The sequence below is a fragment of the Polaromonas sp. P1_F6 genome, assembly GCF_056405695.1.
The window spans coordinates 1,201,530-1,223,876 of record NZ_JBFUBQ010000001.1; the positions used below are offsets into that span (position 1 = coordinate 1,201,530).

At 61.6% G+C, this 22,347-nt stretch carries 19 protein-coding genes and 1 pseudogene; 11 read left to right on the plus strand and 9 right to left on the minus strand.

Annotated features, from left to right (window positions below; all coding sequences use genetic code 11):
• Positions 1-69 precede the first annotated feature (69 nt).
• The 3 genes from AC1DY9_RS05600 to AC1DY9_RS05610 all read left to right on the plus strand — a co-directional run bounded on the left by AC1DY9_RS05600 (position 70) and on the right by AC1DY9_RS05610 (position 1,643).
• Positions 70-267: a hypothetical protein gene (locus tag AC1DY9_RS05600; RefSeq protein ID WP_477665993.1), complete on the plus strand. Its 198-nt coding sequence runs from the start codon at positions 70-72 to the stop codon at positions 265-267.
• A 39-nt stretch (positions 268-306) separates the two neighbouring features.
• Positions 307-846 (plus strand): peptide deformylase, encoded by a 540-nt coding sequence (gene def, locus AC1DY9_RS05605; RefSeq protein ID WP_457280842.1) that lies wholly within the window; start codon positions 307-309, stop codon positions 844-846.
• A gap of 86 nt (positions 847-932) precedes the next feature.
• Positions 933-1,643: a class I SAM-dependent methyltransferase gene (locus AC1DY9_RS05610; RefSeq protein WP_477665994.1), complete on the plus strand. Its 711-nt coding sequence runs from the start codon at positions 933-935 to the stop codon at positions 1,641-1,643.
• 4 nt (positions 1,644-1,647) lie between these two features.
• Here AC1DY9_RS05610 and AC1DY9_RS05615 read toward each other — a convergent pair whose 3' ends face one another.
• Both AC1DY9_RS05615 and map read right to left on the minus strand, forming a co-directional pair.
• Entirely contained in the window at positions 1,648-4,239 is a 2,592-nt protein-coding gene (locus AC1DY9_RS05615) for a [protein-PII] uridylyltransferase (RefSeq protein WP_477665995.1), read from the minus strand.
• Between the two features lie 51 nt (positions 4,240-4,290).
• Positions 4,291-5,133, minus strand: a complete 843-nt coding sequence (map, locus tag AC1DY9_RS05620) for a type I methionyl aminopeptidase (RefSeq protein WP_477648399.1) — start codon at positions 5,131-5,133, stop codon at positions 4,291-4,293.
• A 214-nt stretch (positions 5,134-5,347) separates the two neighbouring features.
• Here map and purL point away from each other — a divergent pair, with 214 nt between their 5' ends.
• Together purL and AC1DY9_RS05630 are read left to right on the plus strand one after the other, a co-directional pair.
• Positions 5,348-9,397 carry a phosphoribosylformylglycinamidine synthase gene (gene purL, locus AC1DY9_RS05625; RefSeq protein ID WP_477665996.1) on the plus strand — a complete coding sequence of 1,350 codons (4,050 nt, stop codon included), beginning with the start codon at positions 5,348-5,350 and terminating at the stop codon, positions 9,395-9,397.
• 3 nt (positions 9,398-9,400) lie between these two features.
• Positions 9,401-9,793: a hypothetical protein gene (locus AC1DY9_RS05630; protein ID WP_477665997.1), complete on the plus strand. Its 393-nt coding sequence runs from the start codon at positions 9,401-9,403 to the stop codon at positions 9,791-9,793.
• A 1-nt stretch (position 9,794) separates the two neighbouring features.
• On the opposite strand, the gene AC1DY9_RS05635 is transcribed toward AC1DY9_RS05630, so the two are convergent.
• The 7 genes and pseudogenes from AC1DY9_RS05635 to AC1DY9_RS05665 form a co-directional block, all read right to left on the minus strand.
• The gene (locus AC1DY9_RS05635) at positions 9,795-10,541 is read right to left on the minus strand and encodes an ABC transporter substrate-binding protein (RefSeq protein ID WP_477666041.1); all 747 of its coding nucleotides are present in this window, start codon (positions 10,539-10,541) and stop codon (positions 9,795-9,797) included.
• A gap of 120 nt (positions 10,542-10,661) precedes the next feature.
• Positions 10,662-10,973, minus strand: a pseudogene (locus tag AC1DY9_RS05640) (ribosomal protein L7/L12); the annotation flags it as partial.
• Positions 10,974-11,184: 211 nt separating this feature from the next.
• Positions 11,185-11,970: a peptidylprolyl isomerase gene (locus tag AC1DY9_RS05645; RefSeq protein WP_457280848.1), complete on the minus strand. Its 786-nt coding sequence runs from the start codon at positions 11,968-11,970 to the stop codon at positions 11,185-11,187.
• Between the two features lie 103 nt (positions 11,971-12,073).
• The gene (locus tag AC1DY9_RS05650; RefSeq protein ID WP_477665998.1) at positions 12,074-12,367 is read right to left on the minus strand and encodes a BolA family protein; all 294 of its coding nucleotides are present in this window, start codon (positions 12,365-12,367) and stop codon (positions 12,074-12,076) included.
• The gene (locus AC1DY9_RS05655; RefSeq protein ID WP_477665999.1) at positions 12,364-12,990 is read right to left on the minus strand and encodes a septation protein A; all 627 of its coding nucleotides are present in this window, start codon (positions 12,988-12,990) and stop codon (positions 12,364-12,366) included. Before AC1DY9_RS05655 ends, AC1DY9_RS05650 begins: the two co-directional genes overlap by 4 nt.
• A gap of 153 nt (positions 12,991-13,143) precedes the next feature.
• The gene (msrB, locus tag AC1DY9_RS05660; protein WP_457280851.1) at positions 13,144-13,557 is read right to left on the minus strand and encodes a peptide-methionine (R)-S-oxide reductase MsrB; all 414 of its coding nucleotides are present in this window, start codon (positions 13,555-13,557) and stop codon (positions 13,144-13,146) included.
• A 31-nt stretch (positions 13,558-13,588) separates the two neighbouring features.
• A complete protein-coding gene (locus tag AC1DY9_RS05665; protein ID WP_477666000.1) occupies positions 13,589-15,082 on the minus strand; it encodes a protein adenylyltransferase SelO in 1,494 nt (497 codons plus the stop codon).
• Between the two features lie 123 nt (positions 15,083-15,205).
• Here AC1DY9_RS05665 and AC1DY9_RS05670 point away from each other — a divergent pair, with 123 nt between their 5' ends.
• From AC1DY9_RS05670 to AC1DY9_RS05695, 6 genes are all read left to right on the plus strand, one after another.
• The gene (locus AC1DY9_RS05670) at positions 15,206-16,834 is read left to right on the plus strand and encodes a 3-(methylthio)propionyl-CoA ligase (protein ID WP_477666001.1); all 1,629 of its coding nucleotides are present in this window, start codon (positions 15,206-15,208) and stop codon (positions 16,832-16,834) included.
• A 313-nt stretch (positions 16,835-17,147) separates the two neighbouring features.
• Positions 17,148-18,395, plus strand: coding sequence for a branched-chain amino acid ABC transporter substrate-binding protein (locus AC1DY9_RS05675; RefSeq protein ID WP_477666042.1), 1,248 nt, complete (start codon positions 17,148-17,150; stop codon positions 18,393-18,395).
• 82 nt (positions 18,396-18,477) lie between these two features.
• Positions 18,478-19,431, plus strand: a complete 954-nt coding sequence (locus tag AC1DY9_RS05680; RefSeq protein WP_477666002.1) for a branched-chain amino acid ABC transporter permease — start codon at positions 18,478-18,480, stop codon at positions 19,429-19,431.
• 8 nt (positions 19,432-19,439) lie between these two features.
• Positions 19,440-20,732 (plus strand): branched-chain amino acid ABC transporter permease, encoded by a 1,293-nt coding sequence (locus AC1DY9_RS05685; RefSeq protein ID WP_457280855.1) that lies wholly within the window; start codon positions 19,440-19,442, stop codon positions 20,730-20,732.
• A gap of 117 nt (positions 20,733-20,849) precedes the next feature.
• Positions 20,850-21,626, plus strand: a complete 777-nt coding sequence (locus AC1DY9_RS05690) for an ABC transporter ATP-binding protein (RefSeq protein WP_457280856.1) — start codon at positions 20,850-20,852, stop codon at positions 21,624-21,626.
• A complete protein-coding gene (locus AC1DY9_RS05695) occupies positions 21,626-22,321 on the plus strand; it encodes an ABC transporter ATP-binding protein (protein ID WP_074574254.1) in 696 nt (231 codons plus the stop codon). Before AC1DY9_RS05690 ends, AC1DY9_RS05695 begins: the two co-directional genes overlap by 1 nt.
• Positions 22,322-22,347: the final 26 nt, after the last annotated feature.

Here is a 22,347-nt window from a genome sequence, read left to right on the forward strand (position 1 = left end):
TGCACGCCGGACGTCACGCCAGGCGGCTACGCCAGACGTTGAAAAGACCTGTACACACAGGAGTTTTTCATGAATTACAAACGTTTATCTGCCTTGACAGGGGCCGCCGGTCTGGCTGTTTTGCTGTCTGGCTGCGTGGTGGCGCCGATTGCCCCACGTCCGGTGGCTGTTTACCCGGCCCGCCCTGTCTACGTGGAGCCGGCCCCCGTGGTGGTGGTTCCCGCGCCCGGCTATTACCGGGGTTGGGGCTATCGGCATTGGCGCTAAAACTTCCCCGATAAGGCCCTGCGCCACGATAATTGGCGCATGACCATTCGCGAAATCCTCAAAATGGGCGACCCGCGGCTGCTGCGCGTGGCTCAGCCCGTGACCGCCTTCGACACCGACGAGCTGCACCTGCTCATTGCCGACATGTTCGATACCATGCGCGCTGTCAACGGTGCCGGCCTGGCAGCCCCACAGATTGGGGTCGACCTGCAGTTGGTCATTTTTGGGACTGACACGGTCAACCCACGCTATCCCGATGCACCGGTAGTGCCCCGCACCGTCTTGCTGAACCCTTTGATCACGCCCCTGGGGCCTGAAGAAGAGGGCGGCTGGGAAGGCTGCCTTTCCGTACCCGGTCTGCGCGGCCTGGTCCCGCGCCTTTCGCGAATTCGCTACAGCGGCTTTGACCAGTACGGTGATGCGATTGAGCGTTCGGTGGACGGTTTTCACGCGCGAGTGGTGCAGCATGAGTGTGATCACCTGATTGGCAAGCTTTATCCCATGCGCATCCGCGACTTCAGCCAGTTTGGCTTTACCGAGGTGCTTTTCCCCGGACTGGACGCGTCGGACGACGACTGACCGCGGGAACGTCGAAGGGTACACTGAGGCTGATCGAGGGCTATTTCGCCCCGCCAGAGCGTGTTGTACGCAAGGAAAACTTCCGGATGTCGCACGCTCCCGTCTCGGGAGCAGTTTCCATCACCGGAGCTGCTTCGCCACCTCCCTACCAGCTGAAATTTGAAACCGTGAGCGGCAGCGGCGACGACCTGCAACTGCGTTCCTTGCTGGACCGCCAGCAATTCCATGATCCCCTCGGCGAGGCTGAACGCGAAGGCATTTCCTCGTCGGCTTGGCCTATATTCGGTTTGCTCTGGCCCTCGGGCCGTGTGCTGGCCCATGCCATGCTGACCTTTGAACTGGAAGGCAAGCGCATTCTGGAGCTCGGTTGCGGCCTGGCGCTAGCCAGCCTTGTTGTGCATCGCCGCGGTGGCGACATCACGGCGAGCGACTGTCATCCGCTGGCGGCGCAATTTCTGCTGGAAAACCTCAAACTCAACCACTTGCCTGCAATGAAATATCAGACGGGCAACTGGTCGCGCGCCAATCCGCTGCTGGAACGCTTTGACCTGATCATCGGCAGCGATGTGCTGTATGACCGTGGCCAGCCGGAGGTGTTGTCGCAGTTCATCGAGCTGCATGCGCTGCCGCACACCGAAGTGCTGATTGTCGATCCGGACCGCGGCAACCGGGCCAGCTTCAATCGAAAAATGGATGCACTGGGCTATTCGCGCACTGAGACGCGCGTGACCAAATTGCCGGCCGGCGGCAGCTACAAGGGGCGTCTGTTGCAATACCTGCGGAAACCAGTCGCCTGAAGCTTCAGGTATTGAGCGCTTCCAGGAGCTCCGTCTCGATCGCGATCTGTGCCTTGTTGTGCTGCAGCTCCGGTCCATCGATCAAAAATGTATCTTCCACGCGCTCGCCCAGGGTGCTGACCTTGGCGAGCTGCAGGTTGATGCGGTGACGGGCCAGCACCCGTGCGATGCGGTAGAGCAGCCCGACCCGGTCGCTGGCCGATACGCTGAGCAACCAGCGCTGGGCTTTTTCATCGGGTCGCAGGTCCACGCGCGGAGCGATCGGGAAACTCTTGACCCGGCGCGACACACGGCCTTTACTCGGAGGCGGCAGAGGTCCGGGGTTCTCGATGGTGCGATCCAGTTCGGCCTCCACCATGGCCGCCAGTTCGCGGTAGTGGTCGGCCAGCGTGGGGCTGACCACCTGGAAGGTGTCCAGCGCATAGCCATTCTTCGCCGTGTGGATCTTGGCGTCCAGGATGCTGAAGCCGGCTTCGTCAAAGTAGCCGCAGATGCGCGCAAACAGGTCGGGCGCGTCGGGCGTGTAAACCAGCACCTGCATGCCTTCACCTGCCGACGAACGGCGCGCGCGGACGATCGCCTTGGCCTTGCCCACGTGTCGTGAGAGCTGGCGCGCATGCCAGGCGATGTCGGAGGCCTCATGGCGCATGAAATAGCTGACATCCAGCGTATCCCACAGTGCCTTGTGTGCCTCGAAAGGTTCGGCGTGCAGGGCCAGCGTGGTCAGGGCTTCGCGCTTGCGGGCCTCCACTTCGGCATCCGCGTCGGGCGCGCGGCCACCCAGCACGCGCAGCGTGTAGCGGTACAAGTCTTCCAGCAGCTTGCCTTTCCAGGCGTTCCAGACTTTGGGGCTGGTGCCGCGGATGTCGGCCACCGTCAGCAGGTAGAGCGCTGTCAGGTAACGCTCATTGCCCACGCGTTTGGCGAATGCAGCGATCACTTCAGGGTTGCTCAGGTCTTCCTTCTGGGCGATGCGGCTCATGCTCAGATGTTCGCCCACCAGGAATTCGATGAGTTTTGAGTCCTCGGCGCTAATGCCATGCTGGCGGCAAAAAACGCGCACGTCCTTGCAGCCCAGCTCGGAGTGGTCGCCGCCGCGGCCCTTGGCGATGTCGTGGAACAGCGCGGCGATGTAAAGAATCCAGGGCTTGTCCCAGCCGGCCGCGAGCTGCGAGCACATAGGGTATTCGTGCGAGTGCTCGGCCATGAAGAAACGCCGCACGTTGCGCAGCACCATCAGGATGTGCTGGTCCACCGTGTAGACGTGGAACAGGTCGTGCTGCATCTGCCCGACAATCTTGCGGAAGATCCAGAGGTAGCGGCCCAGCACTGATGTCTGGTTCATCAGCCGCATGGCATGCGTGATGCCCTCGGGCTGCTGCAGGATGCGCCGGAAGGTGTCGCGGTTGACCGGGTCGCTGCGGAACCTGCTGTTCATCAGCCCGCGTGCGTTGTAGAGCGCGCGCAGGGTGCGCGCCGACAGGCCCTTGATGCCCACGGTGGTCTCGAACACCAAAAAGGTTTCGAGGATGGCGTGCGGTTCGCGCGCATACAGGTCGTCGCTGACCACCTCCAGCATGCCGGCCTTGTCGAAAAAACGTTCGTTGATGGGCCGCAGCGGGTAGGTGTTGGGGTTGAGCCGCTCCTCGATATTGAGCAGCAGGATCTGGTTGAGCTGGGTCACGGCCTTGGCAGCCCAGTAGTAGCGCTTCATCACCGCCTCGCTGGCGCGGCGCGGCAGCTTGCTGCCGTCGTCGGCCTCGGCGGAATAGCCGAAGGACTCGGCCACGGCGGTCTGCAGGTCGAACACCAGGCGGTCCTCGCGCCGCCCGGCGATCAGGTGCAGGCGGGCGCGTATCAGGCTTAGCAGCGCTTCGTTGGCCTTGATCTGCCGCACCTCGAAAGGCGTGGCCAGGCCGTTGCGGGCCAGGTCGTCCCATGATTTACCCAGGCCGGCGGCGCGCGCCACCCACAAAATCACCTGCAGGTCGCGCAGTCCACCCGGGGATTCCTTGCAGTTGGGTTCGAGCGAGTAGGGCGTATTTTCGAATTTGTTGTGGCGTTGGCGCAGCTCCAGCGTCTTGGCCACGTAAAAGGCCTGCGGATCCAGCACGACAGCCAGCCGGTTTTGCAGCTGCAGAAAATTCTTTTTGGACCCGGCGACCAGGCGGGCTTCGAGCAGCGAGGTTTGCACCGTGACGTCTTTGGCCGCTTCTTCGACACAGCCGGAAATTGTCCGTACGCTGGAGCCAATTTCCAGGCCTACATCCCAGCAGGCGCCGATGAAGCTCTCCACCTTGGCCTTGAGGGCCGGGTCGCCATCGATGTTGGCGCTGTCCGGCAACAGCAGCAGCACGTCTACATCCGAATGGGGAAACAGCTCGCCGCGGCCGAACCCTCCTGCGGCCACCAGGCAGGCTGAAGCCGGAAAGCCGGCGCGCTGCCAGAGCAGCTGCAGGGTCGCGTCAGCATGGCGGGCGAATTTTTGCAGCAGGCTGTGGATGCCGCGGGACGAGGCGCCGCTGGCGGCCAGTGTGGCGAGGAGGGCAGCTTTCCCCGCTTTGTACTGCTCGCGGACCGGGGCCAGCTCGATCATCGCGGCGCTCGCAGGGTCGGAAAGTGCGCGGGGCGCCACTGTGCGCCTGGCTCAGGCACTGACAGCGACTTGGGCAGGGCTGCTTTGCGGAACAAACGCAGGGATGGGCGGGCTGCCGGCGGACAGGGTCAGTACCTCATAGCCGGTTTCGGTCACCAAAATGGTGTGTTCCCACTGGGCGGACAGGGAGTGGTCGCGCGTCACGATGCTCCAGCCGTCTTTCTCGGGGCCATCCTTGATGTCGCGCTTGCCGGCATTGATCATGGGTTCGATGGTGAAGGTCATGCCCGGTGTGAGCTCTTCGAGTGTGCCGGGGCGGCCGTAGTGCAGCACTTGCGGTTCTTCGTGGAATTTCTGGCCAATTCCATGGCCGCAAAACTCGCGAACCACGGAAAACCCCTGTTTTTCGGCAAAAGTCTGGATCGCAAAGCCGATATCGCCCAGCCTGACCCCGGGCTTGACGCGCATGATGCCCTGCCACATGGCTTCATAGGTCACATGGCAGAGCCGCTTGGCCGCAATGGAAGCTTCGCCCACCAGGTACATGCGGCTGTTGTCGCCGTGCCAGCCGTCCTTGGTGATGACAGTCACGTCAATATTGACAATGTCGCCTTTTTTCAACGGTTTGTCGTTGGGAATGCCATGGCAGACCTGGTGGTTGATGGAAGTGCACAGCGACTTGGGATAAGGCACATAACCGGGAGGGCCGTAACCCAGGGTGGCCGGAATGGTGCCCTGGACCTGGGTCATGTAGTCATGGGCCAGCCGGTCTATTTCATTGGTGGTGACGCCCGGCTTCACGAAGGGGGTGAGGTAGTCCAGAACCTCGGAAGCAAGCCTTCCCGCCAGGCGCATGCCTTCAATTCCTGCGGCATCTTTGTAAGTAATACTCATGGCCCTGATTATCCCACCGCTCCCGGGCACATGCATTTTCAGCATGGGACCGAGGGGCTTTGGCTTTGGCCCGAATGGATCGCAAAAGTGCCCGGGCGCACCGGCAGCAAACCGGGGAAGGCCTTCAGTCGCTGATAAAATTACGGGTTAACGCTAGCCCGTTAAACCCAACAGCCATGCGCTGCCCACCTCCCATTACAAGGCCACCGCTACCGTGACCCTGCACCTGACGACTTTTGAGGGCGAAACCCACGGGATCAGCGCCCTCAGCGATTTCCGCGTCCAGCAACTCCTTCCCCGTCTGCAAGCCATCCACGACAAGATCGTGGGCATCAGCGCCCGGTTTGTGCACCTGGTAGCGACTGAATCACCCCCTTCAGACGCCGCCCGGACCCAGCTTGCCGCGCTACTCACCTATGGCGACCCTTGCCCCGCTTCTGCCGGCAAGGCCGATGACGCCCTGGTTTTCATCGTTTCTCCGCGCTTCGGCACGGTTTCGCCCTGGGCTTCAAAAGCCACCGATATCGCCCACAACTGTGGCCTGGCCGTCAAGCGTGTTGAGCGCATCACCGAGTACCGCGTTACGCTGAAATCGGGGTTTTTCAGCAAAACCGCCCTGACGGATGCCCAGCGCGAGCAGGTCGCCGGCCTGCTGCACGACCGCATGACTGAAAGCGTGATGTTGGATCGCGCGCAGGCTGCCGGCCTCTTCACCGAATTGCAAGGCGCACCGCTACAGACCATCGACGTGCTGGCCGGTGGCAAAGCGGCCCTGGAAGCCGCCAATGCCGAATTTGGCCTGGCGCTGGCAGCCGATGAAATCGACTACCTGGTCAACGCCTTCACCCAGCTCAAACGCAACCCGACCGACGTTGAGCTCATGATGTTCGCCCAGGCCAACAGCGAGCACTGCCGCCACAAGATCTTCAACGCCGACTTCACGATTGACGGCGTTGCGCAGGAGAAAAGCCTGTTCGGCATGATCCGCAACACCGAAAAACTGCATCCCCAGCACACCGTAGTGGCTTATTCGGACAACGCCTCGGTCATGGAAGGTTATAAAACCCAGCGGTTTTATGCCAAAAATAATGCCAAATTGGCCTCTAGCCCAACAGGAGAAAGCGCGAGCAGCTATCAAACTTATAGCGCCACGGATGACGTGTTGATGCATGTGCTGATGAAAGTCGAGACGCACAACCATCCCACGGCCATCTCACCGTTTCCGGGCGCTTCTACCGGCGCGGGCGGCGAGATTCGCGACGAAGGCGCGACCGGCCGCGGCTCCAAGCCAAAGGCGGGCCTGACAGGTTTCACCGTGTCCAGGCTGTTTGACGACGCCGCCACGTCCTATGGCAAGCCCGAGCACATCGCCAGCCCGCTGCAGATCATGACGGAAGGTCCGCTGGGCGGCGCGGCCTTCAACAACGAGTTCGGCCGGCCCAACCTCAACGGCTACTTCCGCGAATACGAGCAAACCGTAGGCGGCCAGCGCTGGGGCTACCACAAGCCCATCATGATTGCGGGTGGCGTCGGCACGATCGACGCGGCACTGACCAAAAAGATTTTGTTCCCGGCCGGCACCCTGCTCATCCAGCTGGGTGGCCCCGGCATGCGCATCGGCATGGGCGGCAGCGCGGCCAGTTCCATGGCCTCGGGGGCCAACGCGGCCCAGCTTGACTTTGACTCGGTGCAGCGCGGTAACCCTGAAATCGAACGCCGCGCCCAGGAAGTCATCAACCAGTGTGCCCAGTTGGGCGGGGCCAACCCCATCCTGGCGATCCACGACGTGGGCGCCGGCGGTTTGTCCAATGCCTTTCCTGAGCTGGTGAATGACGYCGGGCGAGGTGCGAAGTTTGATTTGCGTGCCGTGCCACTGGAAGAAAGCGGCCTTTCGCCCAAGGAAATCTGGAGCAATGAAAGCCAGGAGCGTTACGTGATGGCGATTGCGCCCGAATCACTTTCGCAGTTCCAGGCTTTTTGCGAACGCGAGCGTTGCCCGTTTGCTGTGATCGGTGTGGCTACCGAAGAGAAGCAACTGGTGCTGTCAGACAAGGAGGCCGCACCTCCCGTGGATATGCCCATGAATGTCCTCTTGGGCAAGCCGCCCAAGATGCACCGTGACGTGAAATCCGTCAAGCACATCGTCAAGCCTATAGACCTGACCGGTGTGGACCTGCAGAAAAGCGCGATTGCGGTGCTTAGCCACCCGACCGTCGCCTCCAAGCGCTTCCTGATCACCATCGGCGACCGCACCGTGAGCGGCCTCACGCACCGCGACCAGATGGTTGGCCCCTGGCAGGTGCCGGTGGCCGATTGCGCCGTTACGCTGGCCGACTACAGCGGTTTTGCCGGCGAAGCCATGAGCATGGGCGAACGCACGCCGCTGGCCACCGTCAACGCAGCTGCTTCAGGCCGCATGGCTGTCGCCGAAGCCATCACCAACCTGCTGGCGGCACCGATTGAGTTGCCCCGCATCAAACTGTCTGCCAACTGGATGGCCGCCTGTGGCGAGCCCGGCCAGGATGCGGCTCTGTATGAAACCGTCAAGGCTGTGGGCATGGAGCTTTGCCCGGCTCTGGGCGTGTCGATCCCCGTCGGCAAGGATTCGTTGTCGATGCGCACCGTGTGGAGCGACGGCGCTGACAGCAAGAAGGTCACTTCGCCAGTCTCGCTGATCGTGAGCGCCTTCGCCACGCTGCCCGATGTGCGCGGCACACTCACGCCGCAACTGAACCGTGATGAAGCCGACAGCACCCTGATCCTGATCGACCTGGGCAAAGGCCAGAACCGCATGGGCGGCTCCATCCTCGCGCAAACGCTGGACAAGGAAGAGGGCGACGTGCCCGACCTGGACGATCCGAAAGACCTGGTCAACCTCGTCAATGCGATCAATGCGCTGCGCAGGGAAGGCCGGCTCATGGCCTACCACGACCGCAGCGACGGCGGCCTGTTCGCCGCGGTCTGCGAGATGGGTTTTGCCGGCAACGTCGGCGTGTCGCTCAACATCGACATGCTGCTGGTCGAAGGCGACGGCATTTCCGACAGCCGCATGGACACCGGCGACAGCAAGAACTGGGCAAGCCAGGTCGGTGCGCGCCGCGAAGAGCTCACGCTCAAGGCTTTGTTCAACGAAGAGCTGGGCACTGTCATCCAGGTGGCGACGTCCGCGCGCAACGAGGTCATGCAGATCCTGCGCGAACATGGCCTTTCCAAATTCAGCCATTTCATCGGCAAGACCCGCCCACAGCATGCCTCGCTCGAAGTCGGCAAAGGTGAGATCCAGGTCTGGCGCGACACCAAGGCTGTGTTCTCGGCCAAATTACAAGACCTGCATCAGGTCTGGGATGCCGTCAGCTGGAAGATCTGCCAGCAGCGCGACAACCCCGACTGTGCCAATACTGAACACGCGGCCGCCGGCAACCCCGTCGATCCGGGCCTGCATGTGCAACTGACGTTTGATCCAGTCAAAGTGCTGTCGGCGCCCGCGCTCAACCTGTCGGCGCGGCCACGCGTGGCGGTGCTGCGCGAGCAGGGCGTCAATTCGCATGTGGAAATGGCTTACGTCTTCACCGAAGCCGGCTTTGAAGCCTGCGATGTGCACATGACCGACCTTCAAACCGGCCGCGCCAGACTGGCCGACTTCAAGGGCATCGTGGCTTGTGGCGGTTTCAGCTACGGCGACACCCTGGGCGCCGGCATCGGCTGGGCGCGTTCCGTGACCTTCAACCCGGTGCTATCCGACGAGTTCAAGGCGTTCTTTGCGCGCCAGGACACCTTTGGTTTGGGCGTGTGCAACGGCTGCCAGATGTTTGCCGAGCTGGCCGACATCATCCCGGGCGCCGAGGCCTGGCCGCGCTTTACCACCAACCGCAGCGAGCGCTTTGAAGCACGCCTGAGCATGGTCGAGGTGCTGGAGTCCCCCAGCATCTTCCTGCAGGGCATGGCCGGCAGCCGCCTGCCGATCGCCGTCGCGCATGGCGAGGGCTATGCCAATTTCGCCTTCCGGGGCGATGCTTCCAAAGCGATTGCCGTGATGCGGTTTACCGACAACGATGGCAAGCCGACCGAAGCTTATCCGGCCAACCCCAACGGCAGCGCCGGCGGCCTCACCGCCGTGACCACGGCTGACGGCCGCTTCACGGCCATGATGCCGCACCCCGAGCGCGTGTTCCGCAACATCCAGAAGAGCTGGACTTCAGGCAATAGCAGCGAGCACAGCCCGTGGATGAACCTCTGGCACAACGCGCGCAAGTGGGTGGGTTGATCCTTGGGTGTTGACGCGGTACGGCGCATCTCCTACGTCGTTCCCTATGCGCTGGTTGCGCTGCTCGCCTGGCTGGGTAACCTGTCCTGGTGGGCTGTGGCAATGCTGGCTGGTGGCGGCATTTTTGCGTGGGACTGGCTTTGGGGCGACAGAAATCTGCTTGAGGCCGGTCACGGCCTGGCTTTGACCGCGGTGGGCATGCTGTGCCTGACGGCGTCTTTTTTTCTGGCACGCGGCTTGAATCTGTCGCTTGCGGAATTCCAGGAGCTTGCACGCGGCTTGCCGCGCAGGCACAACCTGCCTTATCTCTTGCCTGTCATTGGTGTTGGACTCACCCTTTATGGGCTTCTTGGCTGGAGCCGCGCCTGGCTTTTGCAGAGAGAAGAGCGCTGGTGACTTACCGGTGTGGCGGCGCCACCGCAGCGCCTTCAATGCCATGGCGCGCCAGCGCTGCCGCCACAAAGCCGGAAGCTTTCATCTCCTCGACGAACGCACCCAGGTAACGCGCACCGGCATCACGCCCTCTAGGCAGGCCCATGGCCTGGTTGATCACCATAAAGCGTCCCGGCAGCAAGCGCACGCCCGACACGCGTTTGGCGTCGGACTCCAGTTGCTGCTTGACTCCCGCCGCCACTTCCACGTTTTGCGCGATCATCACATCGGTCACGGCGGGTGAGGTGGGAGCCTTGACCAGCTTCGCCGCCTTCAGCTCACGGGTCAGGTAGAGGTCATAGGCACTGCCGTTGCCGACCACAATGCGGTTGGCCGCCTGGTCCACCTCTTCATTGCGCCGGATGGGTGAGTCGTTTTTCACCAGGTAAGCACCTTCGATGATGACGTAGGGCGGCGTCTGCAGCATGTCGGCACCGCGCACCGGGTCAATGGCTACAAAAGCAATGTCCACCTGCGCATCCCTGACCGCCTCCACCACCTTGCCAGCAGAATTGAAGGTGACGAGTTCCACCGGTACACCGAGACGCCTGCCCAATTCGCGCGACAGGTCCACCGAGACGCCCCGCGGCTCGCCGGTGGCGGGATCTTTCACCGCGAGGATGGGGTTGCCGAAGTTGATGGCTGCCTTGAGCTTGCCCGAAGGCGCTAATTCGGCCGCGGGAGCCGGCGGCGCAGAGACGCAACCCAGCAGCGCAAAAGCAGCCAGCGCCAGCACGGCCAGCGCAACAAGCCACCACCATGTGCCATTGGAGCTGCGCACCTGACCCGGGGACTGTCCCTCGCTCGCGTGCGGTCCGGCGCCCGCGGCATCTACCGCATCCTTGGCCTCCTTGAGACCCAAGCCAGTCAGGTCCCGCAAGCGCCGTATCGCCTCTATCTTGTTGCCCTGGTCCAGCGCTTCCTGCACCTGCGCGGGCAGAGGTGCGTCGGCGGCGAATGCCTTTGGCGCAAATCCCGCGGCAGGCGGTTCGCCACACATCGAGGCTTCCACCGCATCCTTGGCTTCCTGAAGGCCCAAACCTGTGAGACTGCGCAGCCGCTTAACCGCCTCTACTTTGTTGCCTTGGTCCAGTGCTTCTTGCACCTGTGCGGGCAGGGCGGAAGGAGAATCGGGGTTGCTCATGCGACGCCCGACTGTGCGGCGAATTGAGGGAAAACAAGGCGTTTGGACATGGGGTCTCCAGAAAAGTGTGAGCCATTGGAGCGGTGCCGGCTGCTCCCGTCAATCGGGAAACACGCCTCTTTTAAGGCGGGGTCACCGGTCGCACTTGCCCAGCACAGAAATAAAAACGCGGCCACATGGGCCGCGTTTGCGAAGGCCGCTTCCCCGCGGCTTATTCCACCTTGGCTTTTTTGCGCAGCTCTTCCTGGAACGCCGCCAGCTTTTGCTGCTGCATTTGCTGGGCGATCTGCGGCTTCACTTCCTCGAAGGAGGGGAGCTGGGCCGTACGGATGTCGTCTACACGAATGACGTGATAGCCGAACTGGGTTTTCACCGGGGTATCGGTGGTCTGGCCCTTATTGAGCTTGACCAGCGCCTCGGTGAACTCAGGCACGTAACTGGAGGGGTTGGCCCAGTCCAGGTCGCCGCCCTTGGCACCGGATCCGGGATCCTTGGACTTCTTCTTGGCGATGTCATCGAACTTGCCGCCCTTTTTCAGGCTGGCAATGATCTCTTTGGCCTCGGCTTCCTTTTCGACCAGGATGTGGCGGGCCTTGTACTCCTTGCCGCCATTGGCTTCGGCAAATTTGTCGTATTCGGCCTTCAGCTCGACATCGGTCACCGGATTCTTCTTCTGGAAGTCAGAAAACAGCTCGCGGATCAGGATGGTCTGGCGTGCCAGTTCCATTTGCACCTTGACGTCATCGCTGGAAGCCAGGCCCCGCTTTTCCGCTTCCTGCATGAACACTTCGCGCGCAATCACTTCTTCACGAAGCTGGCCTTCCATCTCAGGCGTTACTGGCCGGCCGGACTTGGCAACCTGTTGCGCCAGTGAGTCCAGGCGCGATTTTGGAACGGCCTTGCCATTGACGATGGCCACGTTCTGCGCCATGGCGCCCTGTGCGCCCAGTGCCAGCAGTGCCGCTACGGCGGTGCCGAGTAAAAGATGTTTCTTCATGATGTTTTTGTAGTCCTTTTGGTAATGCTTGAAAGCGTTTGGCAATGTGTGCTGACGTTGCCGTGGCTCTATGCCGAAATCCCCGGGGCAAATCGGCGCAGATTCAGGGTGACTCGATGACTTCAATTGCCAGGGCATGGAGGCCCTGATCAATGAAATTTTGCATTGCATCATACACAAGCCGGTGGCGCGCCACCCGGCTCTTGCCGGTAAAGAGCGGGCTGGCAATGCGGATGCGAAAGTGGGTACCGTAGCCTTCCGCGTTGGCGCCCGAATGCCCGGCATGCGCAGCGCTCTCGTCCAGCACCTCAAGGCGGGTGGGCTGAAGCCTCGCCTTGAGCTGCTGCTCGATCTCGTGGGTGCGCACGGGAAGGGCGCTGGAAACGCCGGCGTTCATGGTGCTGTGTCCGCTTGGGCATGCTTGCTCAGGTACAACGCTTGTCCAACCGCGAATACCAAGAATAAGCCGATGCCACCGAAAAGCTTGAAGTTGACCCAGGTGCTTGTGGAAAACGTAAACGCGATCCATAAGTTCAGCAAGCCCATGATTGCAAAAAACGCAACCCAACTGTAGTTGACGACTCGCCAGGTTGAATCCGGCGCATTCATCTGCGCGCCCATCATCGCCTGTATGCCATTTTTCTTGAAGATCAATTGGCCCAACAATAGAGCGCTGCCTGTGGTCCAGTAAAGCAGCGTTGGTTTCCATTTGATAAAGCTTTCGCTATGGAAGTAAATGGTGGCGGCGCCCAGAACGGTTACCAACCCACAGCTGACCCATAGCATCTTGTCCACCTTCTTCCTCCGCGCCTTGAGCCAGAGGATCTGGGCCAGCGTGGCAACGATCACGACGACGGTGGCCAACAGCACGGGCGCTTCTGCCGCACCCACCACTCCCCCGGAAACCATAAAACCCAGCCATTCGGTGGCTGTAGCGGCGGCCCAGTTCTTGTTGCCTTCGGCGTACTTGAACATGCCGAAGAAAAGGGCAATCGGCAAAAAGTCGAAAAGAATTTTCATAAACAGATTATCGCGGGGTAAAAGAAGCGAAAAAGCTCACTGGCGTTGGGTCCCGAATTAGCAAGCATGAGCCGCGGAACCGGCTTTGCCGGGCCGCAGGCGGGCGGCCCCCTCGGGGGGCAGGGAGCTACGCGAAGCGAGCGACCGTGGGGGCTATTCCTTCTTCTTGAAATCGAGAGAAGCGGAGTTCATGCAGTAGCGCAGGCCTGTGGGAGACGGCCCATCAGGAAACACATGGCCCAGGTGCGCGCCGCAGCTGGCGCACACGGTTTCGGTGCGCACCATGCCGTGCTTGCGGTCCACAATTTCCTCAATCGCACCCGGCACGGCTTCCTCTGAGAAGCTGGGCCAGCCGCAGCCGGCATCAAATTTGGTTTCCGATTCGAACAGCTTGGCACCGCAGCAGATGCAGTGATAGCTGCCGTCTGCCCAAACAGCCTCATATTTTCCGGTGTAGGGGCGCTCGGTGGCGGCGTGGCGCGTGACTTCAAAGGCCGCAGGCTCAGCGCCTTTTTCTGCCAGCAGGGCCTTCCACTCGGCGTCGGTTTTCTGGATCTTGGTGCTCATGTTCTGTTCCTGGCGTGAGTTGGCGGAGGTGTTACGAACTGCAACTGATTTCAATGGACGAGGCCCAGTCTGGGGGGAAATCCGCAAAGCTCTCGTGCCCCGGGTGCTCATCAGATGGGGCCTGCAGCAAGGCAAGCAAGGTGTCGACCCCGGAAAAGTCTTTTAGTTTCGCGGCGCGTATGGCTTCTTCACCCAAATGGTTGCGCAGAACGAATTTCGGGTTGTTCTTGAGCATCAAATCGGCCCGCAGCCCTTGATCCACCTGCGCGAGGCGCTCTGAATACTGTAGCGCCCAGGCGTTGAAGGATTCCCGGTCAAAGAACAGGTCACGCAGGGGTTCATGGCCGCTTTGTGCCGTGAAACCATTCAGGCGCCGCCAGAAGATGGTGTAGTCCACCTTGTTGGCGGCCAACAGTTTGAAGGTGTTGTCCACCAGGGCCTTGTCCTCGGGTTGCTCGTCCGCCAGGCCAAGTTTGCTGCGCATTCGGGCCTGCAATGCCTCAGGGAACAATGTTTTGTAGGGTTCCAGGGCTGCAAGCGCCTGCTCCTGGTCTTCAATCAGCGGCAGCAAGGCCTGTCCCAGGCAGAACAGGTTCCAGTAGGCCATGTTGGGCTGCTTGTTGTAGGCATAGCGGCCCTGGGTGTCCGAATGGTTGCAGATATGGCCAGGATCAAACGCATCGAGAAACTGGAACGGGCCATAGTCAATGGTCAGCCCCAGGATGCTCATGTTGTCGGTGTTCATGACGCCATGGCAAAAACCTGCAGCCTGCCACGCTGCCATAAGGTGTGCGGTCTTTTCGCTGACGGCCTCCAGCAGCGCCGCATAAGGTTGCTTTGCCTCGCGGCAGGCAGGGTAAAACCGGTCGATGACGTGGTCGGCCAGCACCTTGAGCTGCGCATGCTGGTCGTTGTAACTGAAATGCTCGAAGTGGCCGAAGCGGATGAAGCTTGGCGCAGTGCGGGTCACCACGGCGGCGGTCTCGATCTCCTCGCGCCGCACGGCCGCGTCGGAGCCGGTAACGCACAGCGCCCGCGTGGTCGGAATGCCCAGGCCATGCATCGCTTCGGAGCACAAAAATTCGCGAATCGAGCTGCGCAGTACAGCCCGGCCATCGCCCATGCGGGAGTAGGGCGTTTTGCCGGCGCCTTTGAGCTGGATTTCCTGTGGCCCGCGCGGAGTATTGATTTCGCCCAGCAACAAGGCACGGCCGTCACCAAGCTGCCCGGCCCAGACGCCAAACTGGTGACCGCTGTAGACGCTGGCCAACGGCTCGGAGCCGGGCAAGACGCTATTGCCGGTCAAGGCTTCCAGGGCAGCCTGCGATTCAAGCCATTCTGCGCCCAGCCCCAGTTCGCGCGCCATGCTGCGGCTGCGGCCGACCCAATAGGGATCTGGCAGGGGTTGCGGTTGCAAGCGGGTGTAGAAGTCACCACCCAGTTGGGCGAAGCTGTTGCTCCAGGTCAGCGAGGTGCCGACAGAGGAGCCTGCATCGTCGGGCGCCGGAAGGTTTGCAGAGGTCATCGGCAAATTGTCCCCTACCTGACATGAACCCGTGATTTCACGGGCAATCCCGCATGACCGTCATGGTGCGCTGCGGCATGATGCCCACTTGCTGAACACTATTTAACCAATGGAGACTTCCCGATGCTTGGGTTAATGCAAAGCCAGCCGCTGCTGATTTCCGGCCTGATCGAATTTGCGGAGCGCCATCATGGCGACGCCGAAATCGTCTCGCGCCGCGTGGAGGGCGACCTGCATCGCTACACCTACAAGGATGTCGCCCATCGGGCGCGCCGGGTTGCCAATGCGCTGGACGGCCTGAAGCTCGCATTCAGCGACCGCGTTGCCACGCTGGCCTGGAACGGCTACCGGCACCTGGAGCTTTATTACGGCGTGAGCGGATCTGGCCGGGTGCTGCATACCATCAACCCGCGCCTGCATCCGGATCAGATCGCCTGGATCGCCAACCACGCCGAAGACCAGGTGCTGTGCTTTGACCTGAGCTTTCTGCCACTGGTGCAAGCCGTGCACGCCCGCTGCCCGACCATCAAGCACTACATCGCGCTGTGCGACGCCGACAAGCTGCCGGCGGATTCCGGCGTGCCCAACCTGCAAAGCTACGAAAGCTGGATAGGCGCCCAGACTGCCGACTACGCCTGGCCCAGTTTTGACGAAAACACCGCCTCCAGCATGTGCTACACCAGCGGCACCACGGGCAATCCCAAAGCCGCGCTCTACAGCCACCGCTCCAGCACGCTGCACGCCTATGCGGCTGCGCTGCCCGATGTCATGAGCATCTCCGCACGCGACGCCATCCTGCCCGTCGTACCCATGTTCCACGTCAATGCCTGGGGCATTCCGTACTCGGCCGCGCTCACCGGCGCCAAGCTGGTGTTCCCCGGACCGGCCCTGGACGGCAAATCGATTTACGAGCTGATTGAGGCCGAGAAGGTCACTTACGCCGCCGGCGTGCCCACCGTTTGGCAGATGCTGCTGACCCACATGAAGCCTGCCGGGCTGAAATTTTCAAGCCTGCGTCGCACCGTCATTGGCGGCTCTGCTTGTCCCCCCGCCATGATCAATGCCTTCCGCGAAGACTACGGTGTGGAAGTGCTGCACGCCTGGGGCATGACCGAGATGAGCCCGTTGGGCACGCTGTGCTCGCTCAAGAACAAGCACGACGCACTGCCGGAAGCAGAAAGAATGAAGATACGCCTCAAGCAGGGGCGCGCCATCTACGGCGTCGACATGAAGATCGTCAATGCCGACGGCAAGGAACTGCCCTGGGACGGCAAGGTCTTTGGCGACCTTTACGTCAAGGGGCCGTGGATTGTGCGCGAATACTTCAAGGGTGAGGGCGGTGACCCGCTGGTGGACGGCTGGTTCCCGACGGGCGACGTCGGCACCATAGACGCCGACGGTTATCTGCAAATTACAGACCGCAGCAAGGACGTGATCAAGTCCGGCGGCGAATGGATCAGCTCCATCGAGATCGAGAACATCGCCGTGGCGCACCCAGCCGTCGCCATGGCTGCCTGCATAGGCGTGGCCCATCCCAAGTGGGATGAACGCCCCATCATCGCGGTCGTGAAAAAGCCCGGCATGGACGTCACGCGCGACGAGCTGCTGCGCTTCTACGACGGCAAGACCGCCAAATGGCAAATCCCCGACGACGTCGTCTTCGTCGACGCCATCCCCCTGGGCGCCACCGGCAAGATGCTCAAGACCAAGCTGCGCGAACTTCTTAAAGATTACAAATTGCCACCAGCCTGAGCTCGGCCATAGAGTGAGGCCGTCTTAAGCAAGCAGGGGCCGCGGGACTGGCTTTGCCAGACCGCAGGCGCAGCGGCCCCCTCGGGGGGCAGCGACACACGAAGTGAGGAGCGTGGGGGTCACGTTCGTGACATCGGCTAGGGCATTCCCTGACGCAGTGCAACATCATTTGACCTAACCTTTGCCGGTTCCCTCTGCGGATTCACCGCGCATTCATACAATTTTCAGGAGACAAGGGATGACAACCCAGAACCGATTTTTCGCACGGCATGCAGGCATCGCCCTGGCGGTGTCTTCCATGCTTTACAGCGGCATGGCGCTGGCCCAGGCGCCCGCCAAGGCCGCAGCGCCCGCCAAAGCTGCAGTTGCAGCACCGGCCACCGGTGCCGTCAACCTGAACCAGACTGTCAAGATCGCCTGGCTTGATCCACTGTCCGGCCTGATGGCGGCCGTGGGCACCAACCAGCTCAAGGGCTTCCAGTTCCTGGCCGAGCAGTTCAGCAAGAAGAACAAGGCCGGCGTGAAGTTCGAGATCATCGGCATCGACAACAAGCTCAGCCCGCAGGAAACCACCAATGCGCTGAAGTCCGCCATCGACCAGGGCGCGCGCTACGTGGTGCAGGGCAACGGTTCCGGCCCGGCGCTCGCCATCATGGATGCACTGTCCAAATACAACGAACGCAACCCCGGGAAGGAAGTCGTCTATCTCAACTACGCCGCGGTGGACCCGGACCTGACCAACAGCAAGTGCGACTACTGGCACTTCCGGCTCGATGCCGACACTTCCATGAAGATGGAGGCCCTGACGGCCTTCATGAAGGACCAGCCCGACATCAAGAAGGTCTACCTGATCAACCAGAACTACTCGCACGGCCAGCAGGTTGCCAAATTCGCCAAGGCCAACCTGGCCTCCAAGCGCCCCGACGTCCAGATCGTCGGCGAGGACCTGCATCCGCTGGCGCAGGTGCGCGACTTCGCGCCCTACATCGCCAAGATCAAACAGTCGGGTGCCGACACCGTGATCACCGGCAACTGGGGTTCCGACCTCTCGCTGCTGGTGAAGGCCGCCAACGAGGCGGGCCTGAACAACGTCAAGTTCTACACGTATTACGCCGGCGTCACCGGCACGCCGACCGCGCTGGGCGCAGCTTCGGCCGGGCGGGTCTACATGGTGTCTTACAACCACCTCAACATGGGCGGCGAGATCCAGCAGGTCCAGGCCGACTACAAGAAGAAGTTCAACGACGACTTCTACACCGGCGCGATCTTCCATGCCTTCACCATCCTGACCGAAGCCATGGCGCAGACAAAATCGACCGAGCCGGCCGTCGTGGCCAAGGCCATGGAAGGCCTGCGCTTCAAGAGCTTCAACGGTGATGTCGAGATGCGAAAGACCGACCACCAGCTGCAGCAGGGCCTCTACATCGACAAATGGGAAAAAGCCGGCGGCAAATACCCTTACGATGCCGAGAACACCGGCTACACCTTTGTGCCGGTCAAATACTATGAGCCCTATGTGGCCAGCACGCCTACCTCGTGCCAGATGAAGCGCCCGGGGTGATTCCCGCGTCCCGCTGACGGACACAGGCCCGATCCGAGTTCGGGCCTTTTTTCATCCGGCTTTTTGCAACAGGCGCTTATCGATGAATCTGGAATCCTTCACCATCGCGATGCTCAACGGCCTCAGCTACGGCTTGCTGCTGTTCATGCTCAGTTCCGGCCTGACGCTGATCTTCAGCATGATGGGCGTGCTTAATTTCGCGCACGCGTCCTTCTACATGGTCGGCGCCTATATCGCCTACAGCACCTCGCAGGTCATAGGCTTCTGGTGGTCGCTGCTGGTGGCGCCGCTGCTGGTGTTTGTGATGGGTGCGGCTTTCGAGCGCTTTTGCCTGCGCAAGGTGCACAAGTTCGGCCACGTGCCCGAGTTGCTGGTCACCTTCGGGCTGTCTTACCTGCTGCTGGAACTTGTGCAACTGGTCTGGGGCCGATCGGCCGTCAACTACGTGCTGCCCGAAGGCTTGCAGGGGCCGCTGTTCACGGTGTTCGGTACCAACTTCCCGAAATCGCGCGCCTTCATCATGTTCATTTCGCTGGCCATGCTGGCCGGCATCTGGCTACTGCTCACGCGTACGCGCATAGGCCTGGTCATCCAGGCCGCGCTCACGCATCCTGAAACCGTGGAGGCACTGGGCCACAACGTGCCGCGCGTCTTCATGCTGGTTTTCGGCGGCGGCGCGGCGCTCGCGGGCCTGGCCGGCGTCATAGGCGGCAACACCTTCATCACAGAGCCAGCCATGGCCGGCTCGGTCGGCGCCATCATCTTCGTCGTCGTGGTGGTGGGCGGCATGGGTTCGCTGAGCGGCGCCTTCCTGGCGTCCCTGCTGATAGGCCTGATACAGACCTTCGCGATCCAGATGGACCAGTCGTTGATGACACTGCTGGTGAAATTCAGCTACACCGTGACGCCCGAGACCTTTGGCTATCCGCTGCTCAAGCTCACGATTTCGCAGGTGGCGCCCATCCTGCCGTTCCTCTTTTTGGTGCTGATCCTTATCTTCCGGCCCAAGGGCTTGCTTGGTACACGGGAAGGATGAATCGCCACATGTCTACCGCTTACCACCAATTCAAACCCTACAACGTCGGCCGCTGGCTGCTGTGGTCGCTGTACGCGCTGCTGCTCATTGCCGCGCCCATGATGTTCAAGAGCAGCCTGGCGCTCACCATGCTGTCACAGGCCGGCTACCTGGTCATCATCTGCCTGAGCTACAACATCCTGCTGGGGCAGGGCGGCATGCTCAGTTTCGGCCATGCGGTCTATGCCGGGCTGGGTTCCTTCCTGGCCGTGCACGCGATGAATCTGGCCGCCAAAGGCAGCTTTTACATCCCGCTGCCGCTGATCCCGCTGGTGGGTGGCCTGTCGGGCCTGTTCTTTGCCGTGCTGTTCGGCTACGTCACCACCAAGAAGGCCGGCACCACCTTTGCCATGATCACGCTGGGCGTGGGCGAACTGGTGTTCGCCATGTCGCTGATGTTCCCCGAGTTTTTCGGCGGGGAGGGCGGCATCACTACCAACCGCGCTTACGGCAAGCCGGTGTTCGGCATCAGCTTCGGCCCGCAGATCCAGGTTTATTACCTGATCGCGTTTTATTGCTTCATCTGCACGGCGGCCATGTTCGCCTTCACGCGCACGCCGCTGGGCCGGATTTTGAACGCTGTGCGCGACAACCCCGAGCGCGTGGAGTTCATCGGCTACAACACGCAGCGCGTGCGCTACTACGCCTTCATCATTGCCGGTTTCTTCGCCGGCATAGGTGGCGGTCTGGCGGCCATCAATTCGGAAATCGTCACGGCGGAAGTGGTGAGCGGTGTGCGCTCAGGCAGCCTGCTGCTGTTCACCTTCCTGGGCGGCGCCACCTTCTTCTTCGGCCCCATCATCGGCGCCGGCCTGCTGGTGCTGGCGCTGATCCTGTTGTCGGAACTGTCCATGGCCTGGCTGCTCTATGTGGGCCTGGTCTTCCTGTTCATGGTGATGTATGCGCCCGGCGGCATCGCCAGCCTGATCATGATGAATTTGCGCATAGCCTCCTTCGGCAAGCTCAGGGAGCTGTGGGTGGGCTACCTGGGCCTGGCCGTAACGGCCTTCACAGCGCTCGCCGGCGCGGCCGCCATGGTGGAGATGGTCTACCACCTGCAGCTCAACGCGGCCCTGGGCCCCGAGCTTGGCTTTATGGGCGTGCGCCTCAACGCCACCAACCTCAACAGCTGGCTGGGCGCCGGCTTTGTGCTTGTCACCGGCCTGGGGCTGTTCGAGCTCACGCGCCGGCAATTCCTCACGCAATGGGGCCAGATACAAAATGACATCGAGAAAGAAATCAAGCGAAGGGAATTACTGTGAGCCCCCACGCTCGTCACTTCGAGCCTGCGGCTCGCTGCCCCTTTCATGGTGGTTGGGGCGCTGCGCCTGCGGCCCGGCAAAGCCGGTTCCGCGGCCCTGGCTGGTGGGGAGGTTGATATGAACTATTCGCTTGAGCTCAAAGACCTGCGCAAGAGCTTCGGCAAGACCGAAATCATCCGCGGCGCCAACCTCCAGGTACAGGCCGGCGAGCGCGTCGCCATCATCGGCCCCAACGGTGCCGGCAAGTCGACCTTGTTCAATCTCATCAGCGGGCGCTTTGAGCCCACCAGCGGCGAAGTGCTGCTCAATAGCCAGCGCATCGACGGCAAAAAGCCGTTTGAAATCAACCGGCTGGGTCTGTCGCGCAGCTTCCAGATCACCAATATCTTCCCCAAGCTCAGTGTGTTTGAAAACCTGCGCTGCGGCGTGCTGTGGAGCCTGGGCTACAAGTACACCTTCTTCCGCTTCCTGGCCGACCTGGATGACGCCAACGAGCGCGCAGACGAGTTGATGGCCATGATCAAGCTCGACAAAAAGCGTGATGTGCTGGCCACCAACCTGACCTACGCTGAGCAGCGCGCGCTGGAAATCGGCATCACGATTGCCGGCGGCGCGAACGTGATCCTGCTGGATGAACCCACAGCCGGCATGAGCCGCTCGGAGACCAGCCGCTTCATCAATCTGATCAAGGAAGTCACCGTGGGCAAAACCCTGCTGACGGTGGAGCACGACATGGGCGTGGTGTTCGGTCTGGCCGACAAGATCGCGGTGGTGGTCTATGGCGAGATCATCGCCTACGACACGCCGGAAGCCGTGCGCGCAGACCAGCGTGTGCAAGAGGCCTATCTCGGCTCTTCTGTTGCGGACGCCCAAGCGCATGGAGGAGGCCACTGATGCTGCATATCCAGAACCTCCACGCCTTCTACGGCAAAAGCCACGTGCTGCATGGCGTGCATTTCGACGTGCAACCCGGCCAGATTGTTGCGCTGTTGGGCCGCAACGGCTCGGGGCGCTCCACTACGGCCAAGGCCATCATGGGCCTGGTCGACTGCCAGGGCTCCATCCTCTGGAAAAAGCAGGAAATTGTCGGCAAGAAGGCCTACCAGATCGCTCACCTTGGCATAGGCTATGTGCCGGAAAACCGCGACATCTTCCCCAAGCTCACGGTGCACCAGAACCTGTTGCTGGGCCAGAAAGGTTCAGGCAAGGGCTCGCGCTGGTCGTTTGAAGACATGTACCAGATGTTCCCACGCTTGCGCGAACGCCAGCACACCGAGGCCGGCGTGCTCTCGGGCGGCGAGCAGCAGATGCTCACGCTGTGCCGCACGCTGATGGGCGATCCCGACCTCATCATCATCGACGAGCCCACTGAAGGCCTTGCGCCCAAAATCGTTGAGCTGGTGGGGCAGTATTTGCAAACGCTGAAGGCCAAGGGCATCTCGGTACTGCTGATCGAGCAGAAACTGACGATTGCCATGGCAATTTCCGATCGCGCGCTGGTCATGGGCCACGGCAGCATCGTGTTTGACGGCACACCCGACAGCCTGCGGGCCGATGCCTACATCCGCAAAGAGTGGCTGGAAGTGTGAGAACCTGTTTACAGCCTAAACGGGGC